This window comes from Actinomyces sp. HMSC075C01, from assembly GCF_001812965.1.
GTDB classification, from domain to species: domain Bacteria; phylum Actinomycetota; class Actinomycetes; order Actinomycetales; family Actinomycetaceae; genus Actinomyces; species Actinomyces acetigenes.
Window position 1 is genome coordinate 403 of the sequence record NZ_KV811036.1, and the last position, 14,476, is coordinate 14,878.

Here is a 14,476-nt window from a genome sequence, read left to right on the forward strand (position 1 = left end):
CTCGACAATCAGGCCCACAACCACACCAGTCTCAACGCCAACACCAGCCGCAGCCGCAGCGGCAGGGCCCGGTTAGAGACCCGCGGCCCCCAACCCGGCCAGAAACCCGGAGCCTTTGAGACCACCCCCTACCCCCAGGCCGCCCACACCCTCCAACTCGCACCCCTCATCGACCAAGCCCCACCCTTCTGACGAGGACGAAGCGGGCAGCCTCGGGTGCTACGCGAGCGCCGCGCTGTCCATCTGCGCGGGCACGAACCCGCCCCAGCCGTCCTCGATGAGGCCGGTCCGCAGGCGCTCCATGGCGGCATCGAGCTCGGGGGCCTCGGGGCGGCGGGCCGAGGAGAAGGACAGGTCCTCCTCGCAGCGGATCGGCAGCACATGAAGGTGCAGGTGGTCGACGCCGTATCCGGCCACGACGAGCCCGGCCCGGGGCGCCTCGAAGACTCGCACCTGTGTGGCACCGATGCGCTTGGCGACTACGGCCAGGTGCGCCACCACGTCGTCGGGCGCATCCACGTAGGAGTCGACCTCGGCTCGGGGGACCACGAGGACGTGCCCGTCAGTGTGCGGCTCAATGGTGGCGAAGGCGACGCAGACCTCGTCCGCCCACACGAAACGGCCGGGAATCTCGCCGGCGATGATCTTGGTGAAAATCGTGCTCATGGTCCCATTGTCCCCCAGCCGCGCCCGGATCCGTCCAGGCCCTTGTCCCAGATCAGGCCAGCAGCCACAGGGAGCCGTCAGGGATGACGGCGTCCGGAGCACCCTTGGGCCCTGCGCTGCGTGAGGCGTCGTCGTCCAGCAGGGTGATGACGGTAGCCCGACGGCGGCCACCGCCCTCCACGGCCGGCGCCACGGTGCCCCGATCCCGGATCCGCACCCGGCTGTCCAGCCCGATGCCGACCCTCTCCAGGCGGCGCAGTGTCTCGGTGTCGTCCTGGATCCGTCCGACGACGCCGTCGGAGCCCACCGGCAGGGTCTCCAGGCCCACCAGGTCGGGCACGATGAGGCGGCCGTCCGCCGTGGGGATCGGGTCCCCGTGCGGATCACGGGTGGGGTGCCCCAGGACCGCATCGAGTCTCTCCAGCAGCCGCTCGGAGACGGCGTGCTCAAGCTCCTCGGCCTCGGCGTGCACCTCGTCCCAGCCAAAGCCGAGCCGAGTGACCAGGTAGGTCTCCAGGATGCGGTGGCGGCGGATCATGCCCATGGCCCGGCGCCGCCCCTCCTCGGAGAGGGTGACGGCCTTGTAGGGCTCGTGGACGAGCAGCCCCTCCTCCACGAGGCGAGCCACGTTCTCCGAGGCGGTCGAGGGCGCCACCCCCATACGTTTGGCCAAGCCGGTGACGGAGGCGCCCGCGCCGCCCCACTCACTGGCGACCCACACGACCTTGAGGTAGTCCTGCGTGACGGTCGAGTCCCCCGCCACCGAGGACTTCCCGCCGGATCCGCTCGGAGTCCTCCGCTCCATGGGCGCAGTCACCCGAACAGCCTGGCCAGCTGGCCGCCGAAGGCGATGACGATGGTGAGGATCACCGCCAGGTACATCGCCGCCATGATCCACCAGCGGGCCTTGAGCACGTCCAGCGCCAGGTTGTCGCGCAGCCCCAGGTGCCCGCCGGCCGCAGCCCAGGCCCAGGAGTGGGCGGCCACCGGGATGGTGACGGACCAGATGACCATGCAGAAGGGGCAGAGCTTGCCGAAGGTCATGATGGAGACGGACAGGAACCAGATGACGAAGGCGATCCCGCCGAGGCTGCCGGCGCTGAGCCCCCACCACATCCAGCGTGGCAGGCGCGCGCCGCTGAGCAGGACCGCACCGATCGCGGCCAGGGCCCCGAAGGCGATGGCCCCGACAAAGGAGTTCGGCACTCCCAGCAGGTTGCCCTGCCACACGTTGAGGGAGTCGCCGCAGGACACCAGGGGGCTGACGTCGCAGACGAGCTCCGCGTCCGGGTTGCGCAGCAGGTCGAGCTGGGCGCTGATGAGCTCCCAGCAGGCGAGGATCCCGATGAGCGCGCACACAGTGAGCAGCCAGCCGAATCCCCGCTCGGCCCCGGAGCGCCGCAGCCAGGACGGGCGCGCGGCTAGGTCCTCGCCGGCATCGCGGCGGGTGCGCCGGTCGAGCTCCTGAGCGGGGGCGGAGCCCAGGTAGGCCTCGAGCTCTTCCTCGCTCATCTCATCGATCTCGGCATCTGTGGGCATGCGCGACATCGTCAGTCTCCTCACCGGTGGTGCGTCAGCAGTTCTTCTGGGCGTCATGGGGGTTGTCAGGACGAGAGCGTATGCCACATGCGGCCACCTGCGCCCTACCCGTCCGAGGAATCGCTCTCCCCCTGGGCCTCGGCCCCCTCCTGTGGCTGCGTGGCCTCCTCAGGCCCCACGCTCTGCGAAGCCTCGGTCGGTGCCTGCACCGAGGTGGCCGACGCCGACGGGCTCGGAGTCGACGCCATCGTGGCCGTCGTCTGTCCCGAGGCGATACCGGGCACGGGCCGCCACGCCCCCACAGTCACTGAGGCATCGGAGTGAAGGATGACCGCCCGCCAGGCCACCAGCGCCCCGGTGGCATCGAAGGACAAGACGTGGAGGAAGGCGTCCTCGGTGACCGCGCCCAGTGACGTGCCACCCTTGCCCGCGCCCGAGATGATCCCGGTGACGGGCAGGCCGGTTCGGGGGCTGATCTCAGTGGTCATCCCCCGCTCGGCGTGGACGTGACCGGCCAGGAGCAGCGGCGCACAGCCCTCCTTCGTGAGCATGTCGAAGGTGGCGGGCTGGTGGATGAGAACGACGTCGACCGGCGTGCCCCCGCAGCTGGTCGTGGCCAGGCGGGAGGCGATCTTCTCGGTGGTCTCCCCGCTGCGGGGCTTGGTGCCCGCCGCCGTCGTGCGCTCGGCGTCGTCGTGCCCCAGGACAGTGATCCCGGCGACCGTCTGAACCGAGCCGTCGGTGACGGTCCACCCCTGGGAGCGCAGGCGGGAGGCGGTGGCGTCGGAGTCGTGGTTGCCGATCGTGGCGACCTTCTTCGCCGAGCTCGGGACCGCCTGGGTCAGCGCGTCGACGCACACCCGCTCCGGATCCGAACCGGTCATCGTCAGGTCGCCGTCATCCATGTGGATATCGGCGCCCGAGAGCTGGTCGAGGACCCCGGAGAAGGCGATGACATCGAGGTTGCAGTGCAGGTCCGTGGTGAGCACGGCGGTCTTGCGTCCGCGCTCGGACACTGAGCGGGCCCCGGTCACCGAGATCGAGGGCGTCGCAGCGGCCCTCGGGCTCTCAGACGGCTGCGGGGCGGCATCGGGCTCAGGATCGGTGGCCTTCACCAGGGTCTTCGCGGAGGACGCCCTGACCCGGGCCTGCAGGTCCTCGGTGTCCACCTTTCCGTCAACGGCGGTGACATCCACCAGGCCCTCAGTCTGCTCGGCGGCCTTCCAGGCAGCCCGCAGGTTGGTGTCCGCCTTGGCGTAAAATCCCTTACTCGTCTCCACGAAGGTACGCGCCTTGGGACCATAGGCGGTGACGACGTCGGCGATGCGTCCTGAGAAACGGGCCTGGGCCAGCGGGGTCCCCTCCAGGACGGACAGGGTGGAGCCGGGCGAGGGGGCCGTGCGCATGGCCGGCACCAGGAGGGAGGCCACGGTGGCCACGGCCGCGGAGAACGCCACGGTGGCGGCCCAGCGGTGCGAGACGCCGGCTCGGACAGTCTCACGCCAGGGCTTGGTCGGTGCCAGGCGCCAGGCGGCCACACAGCACAGGAAGATTGCCTCGACGACCCCGGCCCGGCGCAGGGCGTCGCCGGCAAGTCCATAGAGGCCCTGCCGGATCGTCAGGTCGGGGTGGGAGACCAGTGAGAGGTAGGAGGTCGCGTCGGAGGACAGGGACTGCCCCACGCTGGCCGCATTGGCCGTATCCAGTGCCGGATCGCCCGGGATCTCCCCCAGGACCACCTTGACACCGAGGATCCCCGCAGGGGACTCCATTGCCGCGGTTCCCAGCGGCCCGAGGTCCAGTGTGACCGTGGAGTCCAGGGTCGTCGACCAGGTCGCCTCGTGCGGGCCGACCGGCGTCGAGGCCGTCGCCGTAGACACCCCCAGCAGGAGGGAGACGAGGCTGGAGGCCAGGATCATGGTCGCCGTACTGATCGCCGTGCGGGTGCCGCGGCGACGACGACGCCACCACAGGCGCGGTGCCAGCAGCACCGTGACGACCAGGGCGCAGCAGTGCCGCACGGCTGTCAGCAGACCGTCCCACCGGTCTCCGGCTCCTCCGGTAGTGCCGGTACCGGCATCGGCGTCAGGGTCTGAAGCTGTCCGTAGCACGGCTCACCTCAGAGACGAGCGCCCAGTGAGACCTGGGCGGCAGGGTCCTCACCGCCGTGCGTCTGAGAGGCGATGAGACTCGCCAGGGAGGTGACGTAGGTGACGGTGTCCTGCCAGCCGCCCACGGCCTGGCAGGGAACGCCCAGGGCCTTGACGGGGTAGTCGTTTCCCTCCGGGTCCAGGCGGTCGCCGACGAAGATCATCTCCTCCAACGCGATACCGGTCACCTTAGCCAGGCGCCTCATGCCATAGGCCTTGTCCACCCCCTTGAGAGTGATGTCGACGCTCGTGGAGCCGCCTGAGCGGACCTCCAGGTCCGGCAGGAGCGGGGCGACGGCGTCACGCAGAGCGGCCTTCTTCTCACCCGTGGGGTCCCACGCGCGCTTGGCGTCCAGAGGGGCCTCCTGCCCCAGGGCGGAGAAGGTGATCTGGCTGCCGCGGTCCTCCAGGATCTCCCCCCAGGTCTTGTCCTCCCACAGGCCGAGCCGACGCGCCTGGGCCTCGACGATCTCGAAACCGGTGCGGATCTGCTCAGGGGTGAGGTCGTTGGCGTAGACCAGCGTCCAGGCGTCCTCATCGCTCTCGGCGTGTGAGGGGTCGTAGGTGTAGTAGCGCGTTCCGCAGGTGGGCATGAGGTGGAGCCGGGAGAGCTCGTCGGCGTCGGCGTCGAGGTGGGCCAGGACCTGGTCGCGGAACTGCCCCATCTGCCCCCCGGAGATGATGCAGACGGGGACGACGTCGAGCAGCCGCCTGAGCGCTGTGGCCATGGCCGGCGGCATGGCCGACTTCGAGGGCGCCAGCGTGTCGTCGAGATCGAAGGCCACCAGGCGGGGCAGCACCTGGGGGCTCATATCAGTCTGAGTCATAGGCGTATTGTGTCCCACCCGCCTGGAAACCGGCCGAACCGGGCCCCAGACGGATGGTGGAGTCAGTCTCTCTTCTCAGGCGGTCTCGTCAGTGGATCTCTGCGGACCGCACTGCGAACCGCGCCGGTCAGTCGGCCTGCTCGGGGTTGAGCATGTGCTCGCGGGCACGCGCCGAGGCCTCGGCCCGGGCGTCGCGGTCCTCGCGGCGTCCGCGCGAGATGAGTGCGGTGATGGACACCGCCAGGCCACCCCAGATAATGACGATGGCGATCAGCATGATGAGCACGGCGATTCCGGTCATCTCAGTCCTCCTCCCGGGAAGCGGCCTCCAGCGTGAGGGGCTCGAACTCGTCCACCGGGGTCTTCCAGGGGATGAGGCTCATGACGGCGGTGCCCAGGGCGACCACCAGCAGCATCCCCCACCCGAAGACCATGACGAAGCCGCTGGAGTAGGCCTCCGACTCGTATCCTTCGGACAGGTACGTCCACAGGGTCTGGATGAACATGTATCCCAGCAGGACGGGGACGACGGCGCCGACGAGGACCCGCCACCACAGGCCGATCATCCGGGACTCGGAGACGGCGTTGAGGTGGTCCTGAAGCAGCCTGGTGCGCCGCAGCACCCAGCCGACCACCACGCACATGATGATGGCCGAGGCGACCACGCCGATGTTGTTGATGAAGGCGTCCACGACGTCGAGGTCCGGCAGGCCCGAGCTGGTGGCGAACAGGACGAAGGACAGGACGGCGGCCGGGACGCCGACGACGAGGGAGGCCTTCTTCGGCGTCAGGTCGAGCTTCTCCCCCACGCCGGCGGCCACCACCTGGATGATGGAGATGAAGGAGGTCAGCCCCGCCATGGAGAAGGAGGCGAAGAAGAGCACCCCGAAGAGCGCGCCTCCGGGCATCTGGGCGATGACGGTGGGGAAGGTGATGAAGGACAGGGAGGGCCCGGTGATCTTCATCTCGCTGATCCCGACATGCTGCGTGTGCGCCATGAAGCCGAGGGTCGCGAAGACTCCGATGCCTGCGAACAGCTCGAAGGAGGAGTTGGCGAAGCCCGCCACGAGGCCGGTTCCCACCAGGTTGGAGCGGCGCCGTTGGAGGTAGGAGGCGTAGGTGAGCATGATGCCGAAGCCCACGGACAGGGAGAAGAAGATCTGTCCGAACGCCGCCATCCACACCTGGTAGTCCAGCAGGGCGGACCACTTGGGTGTGAACAGGGCATTGAGGCCTTCCCCCGCCCCCGGGAGCATGAGGGCGCGCACCACGAGGCCGGCGAACATGAGGACCAGCAGCGGCAGGAAGATCTTGTTGGCCTTCTCCACACCTCCGCTGACTCCCAGGGCGGTCACCACCAGGCCGAAGCCCCATACGAACAGCAGCGGCAGGGCCACGCCCATGATGACTGTCGGGGAGTAGGCGACCTCGGAGCCGAGCCGGTCCATCCCGATGTAGTTCTGAAAGAAGCCTGCCGCGTCATCGCCCCAGGCGATGTTGACGGAGAAGAGCATGTAGCGCAGGGACCAGGCCACGACCACCGCGTAGTAGGTCATGATGACGAAGCAGATGAAGACCTGGAACCATCCCAGCCACTCGAGCCTGGCGGACAGGCGCCTAAAGACCGCCGGCGGGGAGCCGCGGAAGCGGTGGCCCAGGGCGTAGTCGAGGAAGAGGATCGGCAGCCCAGCCGCCAGCAGTGCGATGACGTAGGGAACGATGAAGGCGCCGCCGCCGTTGGTGTAGGCCACGCCGGGGAAGCGCCAGATGTTGCCCAGCCCGATCGCCGAGCCGATGGCGGCGATGAGGAAGCCGAGCTGACCGCTCCACTGCTCGCGCGGGGGCGCCTGAAGAGACTCGCTCTCCCCTGTCTTGGAGGTCATGAGTGCCTTCCGTGATGTGACGAACGAAGGCGGCCCTGGGGCTACCTTCTCCTGCGGATGGGGCGCAGGCCCTTTTGTCGTTGGACGCTAGCCCAGCGACCACGATGTGTCGTCTGATGTTCACGATACGGACAATCGTCAGGGCGGGAGCCTGTCTTTTCTCACGCGATCCATGCCACACTGAACACCACTGTCCACACCTGATTCACCACTCCGAGAGGACCCCTCCATGGCCACCCCTCATATTGCCGCAGAGCCGGGAGACTTCGCCCCAGCCGTCCTCATGCCCGGCGACCCCAAGCGGGCTCGGCGCATTGCCGAGCTCCTCATGGAGGATGCCCGCCTGGTCACTGACGTGCGCGGGATGCTGGGCTTCACCGGGACCGTGAACGGCAGGCCACTGAGCGTCATGGGCTCGGGAATGGGGCAGCCCTCCTTCACGATCTACGCCACCGAGCTGTTCAGCCAGTTCGGGGTGGAGCGGATCATTCGGGTGGGCACCGCCGGCGCCCTCTCCCCGAAGGTCAAGGTCGGCGACGTCATCGTGGCCACCGGCGCCCACACGGACTCCTCCATGAACCAGCTGCGCATCCCGGGCGTCAACTTCTGCGCGGTGGCGGACTTCCGGCTGGCTGCGGCCGCATACAAGGCCTCGCAGCTCGAGGGGGCTCTGGCCGGCGGAGAAGTCCACCTGGGCACCGTCATGTCACGGGACCACTTCTATTTCACCCCCGAGGGGCAGACCGAGGCGCTGGCGAGGTACGGGGTCCTGGGAGTGGAGATGGAGGCCGCCGCCCTCTACGGGGTCGCCGCCGAGTACGACAAGCAGGCGCTGGCGATCCTGACCGTCTCCGACCACCTGCTGGACCACTCCGGCGATATGAGCGCCGCCGAGCGCGAGACCCGTTTCGCAGACTCTCTGCGCCTGGCCGTGGCGGCGGCCCACAGTTGATCCACGTGCAGTCCTCCAGGTCGCTCGGACCTCCGGGCGGTCCAGGCAGCAGCGACTCCCCGGAGGCGGGGCGGGCAGTGTCCGCCCCGCCTTTGACGTAGTGCCCTCGCACAGCGACAAGTCCTCAACCACACCCTCGCAGGGCTGCCTTACCTGCGAGGAATAACGAAAACCGACGACACACAACCCCAGCCTTCCTCAAAGGCCTCCAACGGGCGAAAACAACCTGATGCGGATCACCAAAACAGCGTCATTGCAACGATTGACAACGCGATCCGAAGCAGGACAGGCTGCCCTTCGTTGCCGGGGAGCGGATGCGGATTTACGTTATTCACGTCCACAGCGCACATCCGCTCGAAAGGAAAAGCATCATGTCCGTCACCAAGATCTCCTCCTGCACCACCACCTCCTGCGCCTTCAACAACGGCGGCTGCACCGCCTTCGCCATCACCGTCGGTGGCGACAACGGCGCACCGGCCTGCGACACCTTCATCAGCCTCGACGCCCGCGGCGGTCTGCCGGTGGCCGAGGGCCACGTGGGTGCCTGCCAGCGCCTCGAGTGCGTCCACAACAAGGACCTCATGTGCACGGCCGAGGCCGTGACCGTCGGCGGCGACACCGCCGCCTGCACGACCTACGAGGTTCGCTGACCGGAAGGCTCTCCAGCTCGAGCGGCTGGGGGCCAACGGGGATGTCACCGCATGGTGGCATCCCCGTTTTGGTTTCTGCAGTCGGATCAACGACCGTCAGCGCAGCCGGGTGACTGAATCTCGCCTCAGGGACGAGCCAGGCGCTGCGGCAGGGCCTGAGAGGCCAGCTGCTCCAGGGTAGGCCCGACCTCACCGGCACCGGCCAGGGCCTGCGGGAAGGAGACCACCAGCGTGATGACCTCTTCACCGGTGATAGACATGAGGGTCACCCCGTGGGCATCGACGTCGACGCACAGGGTCCTGTCCCACAACGTGGGGCACACCCCGACGGCAGGGCGGGAGGAGCAGACCCATCCGAGCATCTGCCCCTCGCGCACGGCCTCGCACACGGCCCGCAGCCCCAGCTGGCCGACGGCGCTGACCGCCTCATGGGCGTCCATGATCTCCTGAGGGCTCCAGGAGGGTGAGGGGGCTGCGCCGGCATCGGAGGAGTCGACGTCGAGGATCTCCTCAATGTCGTGGCTGGAGACCCCGGAGACGCAGTGAAGCATGACCCGCTCGCAGGCAATGACGCCCAGCCGCCCACCGGGTCCCGAGGCAATCTCCCGGACCCGCTCGAGCGGATCCTCGCCGACGATGGCGCAGTGGCAGGCAGAGGACCGAGAGGAGGCCAGGACCAGGGTGCGGTCCTCGCCCTCGACCCAGGTCAGGCTCCCGAGCAGATGAGCGGTGGCGGCAGTGATGCGGACACCGGGCTCGGCCGCGTCGAGAGTGACATCAAGTCGGACGTCAACGGCGACGCCGTCGGGCGCGATGGCCAACGGGGTGCTCTTGGGAGGACAGGCGGCAACGAGGATCCGGCCATCGGCCCGCATGGCATGAGCGACGAAGGCAGCCGGTGCGGAGGGATCGATGCGGTAGGCCGTTACCGCGGCGCTCCCACTGCCGGCCAGAAGACGCCGGGCCATGCGCCGAGCACGCTGCATGATGTCAGGAACCTGAACGGAGGTCACACGCTTACCTTCCTACCGTGTTGCCGCACGTGGGAGCGGGGTGCTCCCAGCAGCATCTGAAGGTGAGGCTACCCTCAGTCTGCTCGCGGAGCCAGTTCCTCTCGAGAACCCGCACGTGGGGCGCGTCTCAGCGAGCCAGCCCCGGGAAGAGGTGCTGGATCCCGACGACGATCATCTGCACCGCGATCGAGGCCAGGATCATTCCCATGAGGCGAGTCATAATGGTGCGCATCGTCTTGGACATACGAGCACCGATGCTGGCTGAGAAGTAGAGGACGATCCCGAGCGCTATGAGGACGGCCGCCAATGCAGCCACAACCGCCGCATGCCCGTCCAGTCCCCGGGCCTGGGACTGGATGACAATGATGGTGGCGATTGTTCCCGGACCCACGAGGATGGGGAAGGTCATGGGGTAGAAGGCAATGTCGCTCCCGTCACCGGCAATGACGTCGCGCTGCTGCTTCTCCTGCGCACTGCCCTCATGGGCGCTGGAGCCACTGCCGTGGAGCATGGACAAGGAGATGATGAGCAGGACGATTCCGCCCGCAATCCGGAAATCGTCGACGCCGATGCCGAAGAATCTCAGGATCGTCGCACCGAGGAGCAGGACGACGGCGCACATGATGGTGGAGGAGATCGTTGTACGAACCGCTGTGCGCCGCTGGGTCGCAGCATCCTGGTCTTGGGTGAGGCTCAGGAACAGGGGCAAGTTGACAAAGGGGTTCATGATCGCGAAGAAGGCACCCAAGGCCTTGACCAGTACAGCAATAGCCATACCCGCATTGTGCCGCACAGTGTAACGGTGAGTGGAGAAACACAATGACCCTCGCCTGGATGGCGGGGCCTGCTCGGTGATGTGGTGGAGCTAGGGGGATTCGAACCCCCGACCTCTTCCATGCCATGGAAGCGCGCTACCAACTGCGCCATAGCCCCGTCCGGGTGTCCCACCCGATGTTCACTCCGAGGGGATCGTGGAGCTAGGGGGATTCGAACCCCCGACCTCTTCCATGCCATGGAAGCGCGCTACCAACTGCGCCATAGCCCCGTCCGGGTGTCGCTCGCGTGCGGCGACGCGGACAACTGTATGAAGTTCGGACCCGTCAGAGCAAATCCGCACCACGTGCACTACCTCACCCGTTCAGCCCAGGATGCTACCCAACGGGCTGGAGTCCACCGGCGGCCCGGCGTTCCACGTCACCACCGACCAGCCCGGAGGCCGTTCACCGGTCCGCAGGAGCGCGTAGCAGCAGTTGCTCATGCCACGTAGGCCGAACCACTGCTGGGCATCCATCCCCAGCAGGTAGGTGGCCCCCAGGTTGGTGGCCGCTCCGTGGGAGACGGCCACGACGACGTCGTCCTTCTGAGAGCCTGCGACGATGGCCTTGAGCGCCTCCCCCACCCTCTCGGCGGTCTGACGGCGCCCCTCGATCCTGAACTGCGGAAGCTCTCCCCCGGCGCGCCAGGTGGCGTAGTGCTCCGGCCACTGCTTCTTGATGTCAGCGGCCTTGAGCCCCTCCCAGTCCCCGAAGGACTTCTCCGCCAGTCCCTCAGCGATCTCGACGCTCAGGCCGGTCAGCGACGCCAGCACCTCAGCCGTGGCCCGAGCCCGCACCAGCGGGGAGGAGACGATGCGAGCGGGCCCCAGCGCCACGATGCCCTCGGCGGCGCGCCGGGCCTGGTCGCGACCGGTCTCGTTGAGAGGGATGTCGACCCGGCCCTGAATACGCCCTTGACTGTTGTAGTCGGTCTGACCGTGGCGCCACAAAATGAGATCCGTCATGACGCAGTGGTCTCCCAGCCACCGAGGGCATCACCGTCTCGGCTGCTCTCATGCGTCAGGTCCACCGGCAGCTCGATAGCGGGGCAGTCCTTCCACAGACGTTCGAGCGAGTAGAACTCCCGGTCCTCGTTCTGCAGGACGTGGACGACGATGTCGCCGTAGTCCACGAGGACCCAGTGGGCGTCGGCGAAGCCCTCCCGGGTGCGGCGCTTGGCCCCGGCATGGTGCATGGCCTCATCGACCGCGTCGACGATGGCGTGGACGTGGCGGTCGTTCGCCCCGGAGGCCAGCAGGAAGACGTCGGTGAGTCCCAGTCGCTCGGAGACGTCGATGGCGACGAGGTGCTCGGCCTTCTTATCGGCCGCCGCGCGAGCGGCAGCGATCGCCAGGCCGGTGGCGTGTTCAGTGGCGGACACGGCTCTCCTTCGGGACGGTCAGTCGGACATCATGCGGCAGCGGCGACTGTACCGTGCACGCCGCCGTCAGACGAGCTGACGGATCCACTCCCCCGCCCCGATGCCGGCCGCCATGGCGCTCGAGCTGCCGCCGAGCTTGCCGTTGGAGATCAGCAGCGCCAGGACAACACCGATGATGAGCAGCAGGAGGACGATGATGAGTGCGGCCATGAGTATCTTACCGATGCGTGAGGAGGAGCCGGGCTGCTCCATCGGCAGGACGTGATCGGGGGTGGGCACCCTGCCGGTCACCTCGTTGACGGGAGCCAGGTAGGGCTCCTCGGGAGCCTCAGCAGCCGGGGCCGCCACGGAGTCCCACTCAGAGGCCCCCAGCGGACCATTACCGTTCTCGGCCTCCTCGCTGTAGAAGGCGTAGGGGCTGACGGCCTCACCGGGGACGGCTGCGGTCTCAGCCGTCCCGTCCACGATCGCCTCCTGGAAGCTACCCGCCTGCGGGGGCTCATGCAGAGACCTCCACTGCGGGGCCCCGGGCGCACCGAACTCAGAGTCCTGCGCAGCCTGCTGAGTCGAGGGTGCCGACGTCGGCACCACCATGGTCTGCGCCTCGACGTCGATCTCGACCTCAGCGTCGCCCTGCACCATCGGCTCCTCGACGGAGGGGGCGCCGTAGACATCCTGCGCGTCGGCGGCCTCCTGGGCCGACGGCGAGCTGTCCACGGGCTGGACCGAGCTGAGCTCTCCCGTGGAGGCGTTCACGGTGCGTACCCCCTGCGCAGCGGCAGGAATCCGCACGATGGGGCGGCGCACCGAGCCTGCGGAGGACGCCGACCCGGCACTGACCCCACTGCGGGCGGACTCGGTGGTCCGCACGGCCCCGGCCTGCCCGTAAACGGCGAGGTCGGCGGCACCGGGGACCGTCGCGGAGACGGCGGGAACAGCGGAGGCGGCGCTGACGACGTCGGTCGATGAGGAGGACTGCGAGGAGGAATCCCCGTCGCCCTGGGCCGCCGGCTCGAGACCCTCCCGGTAGTCGTAGGGACTGGTGGCAGGCTCCTCGGTCTCAGCGCCGTCGCTCGCCTCAACCGCGCCCCGAAGCTCATTGCCCTGCGGGCTCTCCGGCTCCTCCGCCTCGGAGACGGAGCCTCCTTCAAGGCGGTCCTTGAGCGAGAAGCGGGTGGGCACCGGCGCCGGCTCGGAGCTGGCCTCCGCGGCCCAGTGGGCGTCGTAGTCAAGGGTGGCCACCGGCAGATCAACGGCCTCCATCAGGCCCGTCTCGATCTCGGAGATCGCCACGGCCTCGGCCGCCGACAGAGAGCGCCAGCTCGGAGCGGAGGCGGCCGGCCCCTCGGGGTCGGACATGCTCAGGGGCGGGTTCTGCCCTCCCTGCTCGAGATAGTCACCCCCGTCCACGGCAGCGGGCTCGACCGGCTCCCCCGGGCCGGACTCGGCCTCGTCACCGGAGATGGCGGAGGAACGAGAGGTGACCGACGTGGGATCGGCAAGAGGGTCCTGGAGCGCCTGAGCCTGTTCAGGGGTGATCTCGCCCGCCTCGACGGCAGCCCTGAGCGCCTTGGCCTCCTCACGCAGACGCCTCATCTCACGCCGGGTCAGGAGCGGCTGCTGACCGGTCAGGATCGCCTCGCGCTCCGCGGCACGCTCCGCCTGCCGGATCGCACGACGACTACCGCGTGGAGCGTGCTCATCCGGCGTCGGCTCCTCGGACGTGGGGGCATTGACGCCGGTCTGCTCAGTGCTCACCGTCGTTCTCCTTCCTCAGGGACTGCTCACGGGCCACTCTCGCCGTCATCGACGTCGCCGACGCCGGCCGCAAGGCCATACGATAGAGCCCGTACTTGCGTATGTACTGCACGACACCGTCAGGAACCAGGTACCACACCGGAGACCCCTCGCCGACCCGCTGACGGCAGTCAGTCGACGAGATCGCCATGGCCGGCACCTCCACCAGCGAGATCCGGTCGCGGGGAACCCCGGAGTCGCTGAGGACGTGCCCGGGACGCGTCACCCCCACCAGATGAGCCAGGTCGAAGATCTCCTCACTGTCCTTCCAGGTGAGGATCTGTGCCAGCGCGTCGGCCCCAGTGATGAAGTACAGCTCCGCGCCCGGGTATTCGGTCGCGATGTCGTGAAGGGTGTCGATCGTGTAGGTCGTCCCGCCCCGGTCGATATCGACCCGGGAGACCGTGAACCTCGGGTTGGAGGCCGTGGCGATGACCGTCATGAGGTACCGGTGCTCGGCCGGGGAGACCTTGCGCTCCTTCTTGAAGGGCTGGGCCCAGGTGGGCACGAAGATGACCTCGTCGAGAGCAAAGACGTTCTGCACCTCGCTGGCTGCGACCAGGTGCCCATGGTGGATCGGATCAAAGGTTCCACCCATGATGCCGATGCGAAGCGGACGAGCAGACAGGGTCACGCGCTGCGCCTCGCTTCTCTCTTGGGGGACACGTTTGGTTCTCCTCAACCGGCTTGGACAACTGCAGTTGGCGAACATACTGCCACGGCCTACCCCCATTGTGGGTCTCCGCAACGCCATAAGCGAGTTATCAGCCAACGGCGCAGAGACGCGAGGCGGCATTCGGGCT

The 14,476-nt window shown here is 68.2% G+C and carries 15 protein-coding genes, 2 tRNA genes and 1 pseudogene; 3 read left to right on the forward strand and 15 right to left on the reverse strand.

Annotated elements, in window-relative coordinates; translation table 11 throughout:
- Nucleotides 1–192, forward strand: a pseudogene (locus HMPREF2883_RS11885) (hypothetical protein); the annotation flags it as partial.
- A 27-nt stretch (nt 193–219) separates the two neighbouring features.
- Here HMPREF2883_RS11885 and HMPREF2883_RS11890 read toward each other — a convergent pair.
- The 7 genes from HMPREF2883_RS11890 to HMPREF2883_RS11920 form a co-directional block, all read right to left on the reverse strand.
- On the reverse strand, nt 220–666 hold the full coding sequence (locus HMPREF2883_RS11890; protein ID WP_070662770.1) for an HIT family protein: 447 nt from the start codon (nt 664–666) through the stop codon (nt 220–222).
- A 52-nt stretch (nt 667–718) separates the two neighbouring features.
- Nucleotides 719–1,471, reverse strand: coding sequence for a metal-dependent transcriptional regulator (locus HMPREF2883_RS11895; protein WP_070662772.1), 753 nt, complete (start codon nt 1,469–1,471; stop codon nt 719–721).
- An 8-nt stretch (nt 1,472–1,479) separates the two neighbouring features.
- Nucleotides 1,480–2,214 carry a vitamin K epoxide reductase family protein gene (locus tag HMPREF2883_RS11900; protein WP_070662776.1) on the reverse strand — a complete coding sequence of 245 codons (735 nt, stop codon included), beginning with the start codon at nt 2,212–2,214 and terminating at the stop codon, nt 1,480–1,482.
- A 95-nt stretch (nt 2,215–2,309) separates the two neighbouring features.
- Entirely contained in the window at nt 2,310–4,316 is a 2,007-nt protein-coding gene (locus HMPREF2883_RS11905; protein ID WP_070662779.1) for a serine/threonine protein phosphatase, read from the reverse strand.
- A gap of 8 nt (nt 4,317–4,324) precedes the next feature.
- Nucleotides 4,325–5,182, reverse strand: a complete 858-nt coding sequence (locus tag HMPREF2883_RS11910; RefSeq protein ID WP_070662784.1) for an HAD hydrolase family protein — start codon at nt 5,180–5,182, stop codon at nt 4,325–4,327.
- Between the two features lie 127 nt (nt 5,183–5,309).
- Complete coding sequence (locus tag HMPREF2883_RS11915) at nt 5,310–5,483, reverse strand: methionine/alanine import family NSS transporter small subunit (RefSeq protein WP_070662787.1); 174 nt, start codon at nt 5,481–5,483, stop codon at nt 5,310–5,312.
- A 1-nt stretch (nt 5,484) separates the two neighbouring features.
- The gene (locus HMPREF2883_RS11920) at nt 5,485–7,065 is read right to left on the reverse strand and encodes a sodium-dependent transporter (RefSeq protein WP_070662790.1); all 1,581 of its coding nucleotides are present in this window, start codon (nt 7,063–7,065) and stop codon (nt 5,485–5,487) included.
- A gap of 229 nt (nt 7,066–7,294) precedes the next feature.
- Here HMPREF2883_RS11920 and deoD point away from each other — a divergent pair, with 229 nt between their 5' ends.
- The gene (gene deoD, locus HMPREF2883_RS11925; protein ID WP_070662792.1) at nt 7,295–8,017 is read left to right on the forward strand and encodes a purine-nucleoside phosphorylase; all 723 of its coding nucleotides are present in this window, start codon (nt 7,295–7,297) and stop codon (nt 8,015–8,017) included.
- A 371-nt stretch (nt 8,018–8,388) separates the two neighbouring features.
- Nucleotides 8,389–8,667 carry a DUF1540 domain-containing protein gene (locus HMPREF2883_RS11930; protein ID WP_004565152.1) on the forward strand — a complete coding sequence of 93 codons (279 nt, stop codon included), beginning with the start codon at nt 8,389–8,391 and terminating at the stop codon, nt 8,665–8,667.
- A gap of 125 nt (nt 8,668–8,792) precedes the next feature.
- Here the strand turns inward: HMPREF2883_RS11930 and HMPREF2883_RS11935 are convergent, their stop codons facing one another.
- From HMPREF2883_RS11935 to nadD, 8 genes are all read right to left on the reverse strand, one after another.
- Complete coding sequence (locus tag HMPREF2883_RS11935) at nt 8,793–9,680, reverse strand: hypothetical protein (RefSeq protein ID WP_070662795.1); 888 nt, start codon at nt 9,678–9,680, stop codon at nt 8,793–8,795.
- Between the two features lie 127 nt (nt 9,681–9,807).
- Nucleotides 9,808–10,455: a MarC family protein gene (locus HMPREF2883_RS11940; RefSeq protein WP_070662798.1), complete on the reverse strand. Its 648-nt coding sequence runs from the start codon at nt 10,453–10,455 to the stop codon at nt 9,808–9,810.
- A gap of 82 nt (nt 10,456–10,537) precedes the next feature.
- Nucleotides 10,538–10,613, reverse strand: a tRNA-Ala gene (locus HMPREF2883_RS11945).
- Nucleotides 10,614–10,652: 39 nt separating this feature from the next.
- A tRNA-Ala gene (locus HMPREF2883_RS11950) sits at nt 10,653–10,725 on the reverse strand.
- A gap of 93 nt (nt 10,726–10,818) precedes the next feature.
- Entirely contained in the window at nt 10,819–11,460 is a 642-nt protein-coding gene (locus HMPREF2883_RS11955) for a histidine phosphatase family protein (protein WP_070662801.1), read from the reverse strand.
- Nucleotides 11,457–11,876, reverse strand: a complete 420-nt coding sequence (rsfS, locus tag HMPREF2883_RS11960; RefSeq protein WP_070662804.1) for a ribosome silencing factor — start codon at nt 11,874–11,876, stop codon at nt 11,457–11,459. The genes HMPREF2883_RS11955 and rsfS overlap by 4 nt, the downstream gene beginning before the upstream one ends.
- Nucleotides 11,877–11,942: 66 nt before the next feature.
- Entirely contained in the window at nt 11,943–13,634 is a 1,692-nt protein-coding gene (locus tag HMPREF2883_RS11965; protein WP_070662807.1) for a hypothetical protein, read from the reverse strand.
- Nucleotides 13,624–14,307, reverse strand: coding sequence for a nicotinate-nucleotide adenylyltransferase (gene nadD / locus HMPREF2883_RS11970; protein WP_070662809.1), 684 nt, complete (start codon nt 14,305–14,307; stop codon nt 13,624–13,626). Before nadD ends, HMPREF2883_RS11965 begins: the two co-directional genes overlap by 11 nt.
- Nucleotides 14,308–14,476: the final 169 nt, after the last annotated feature.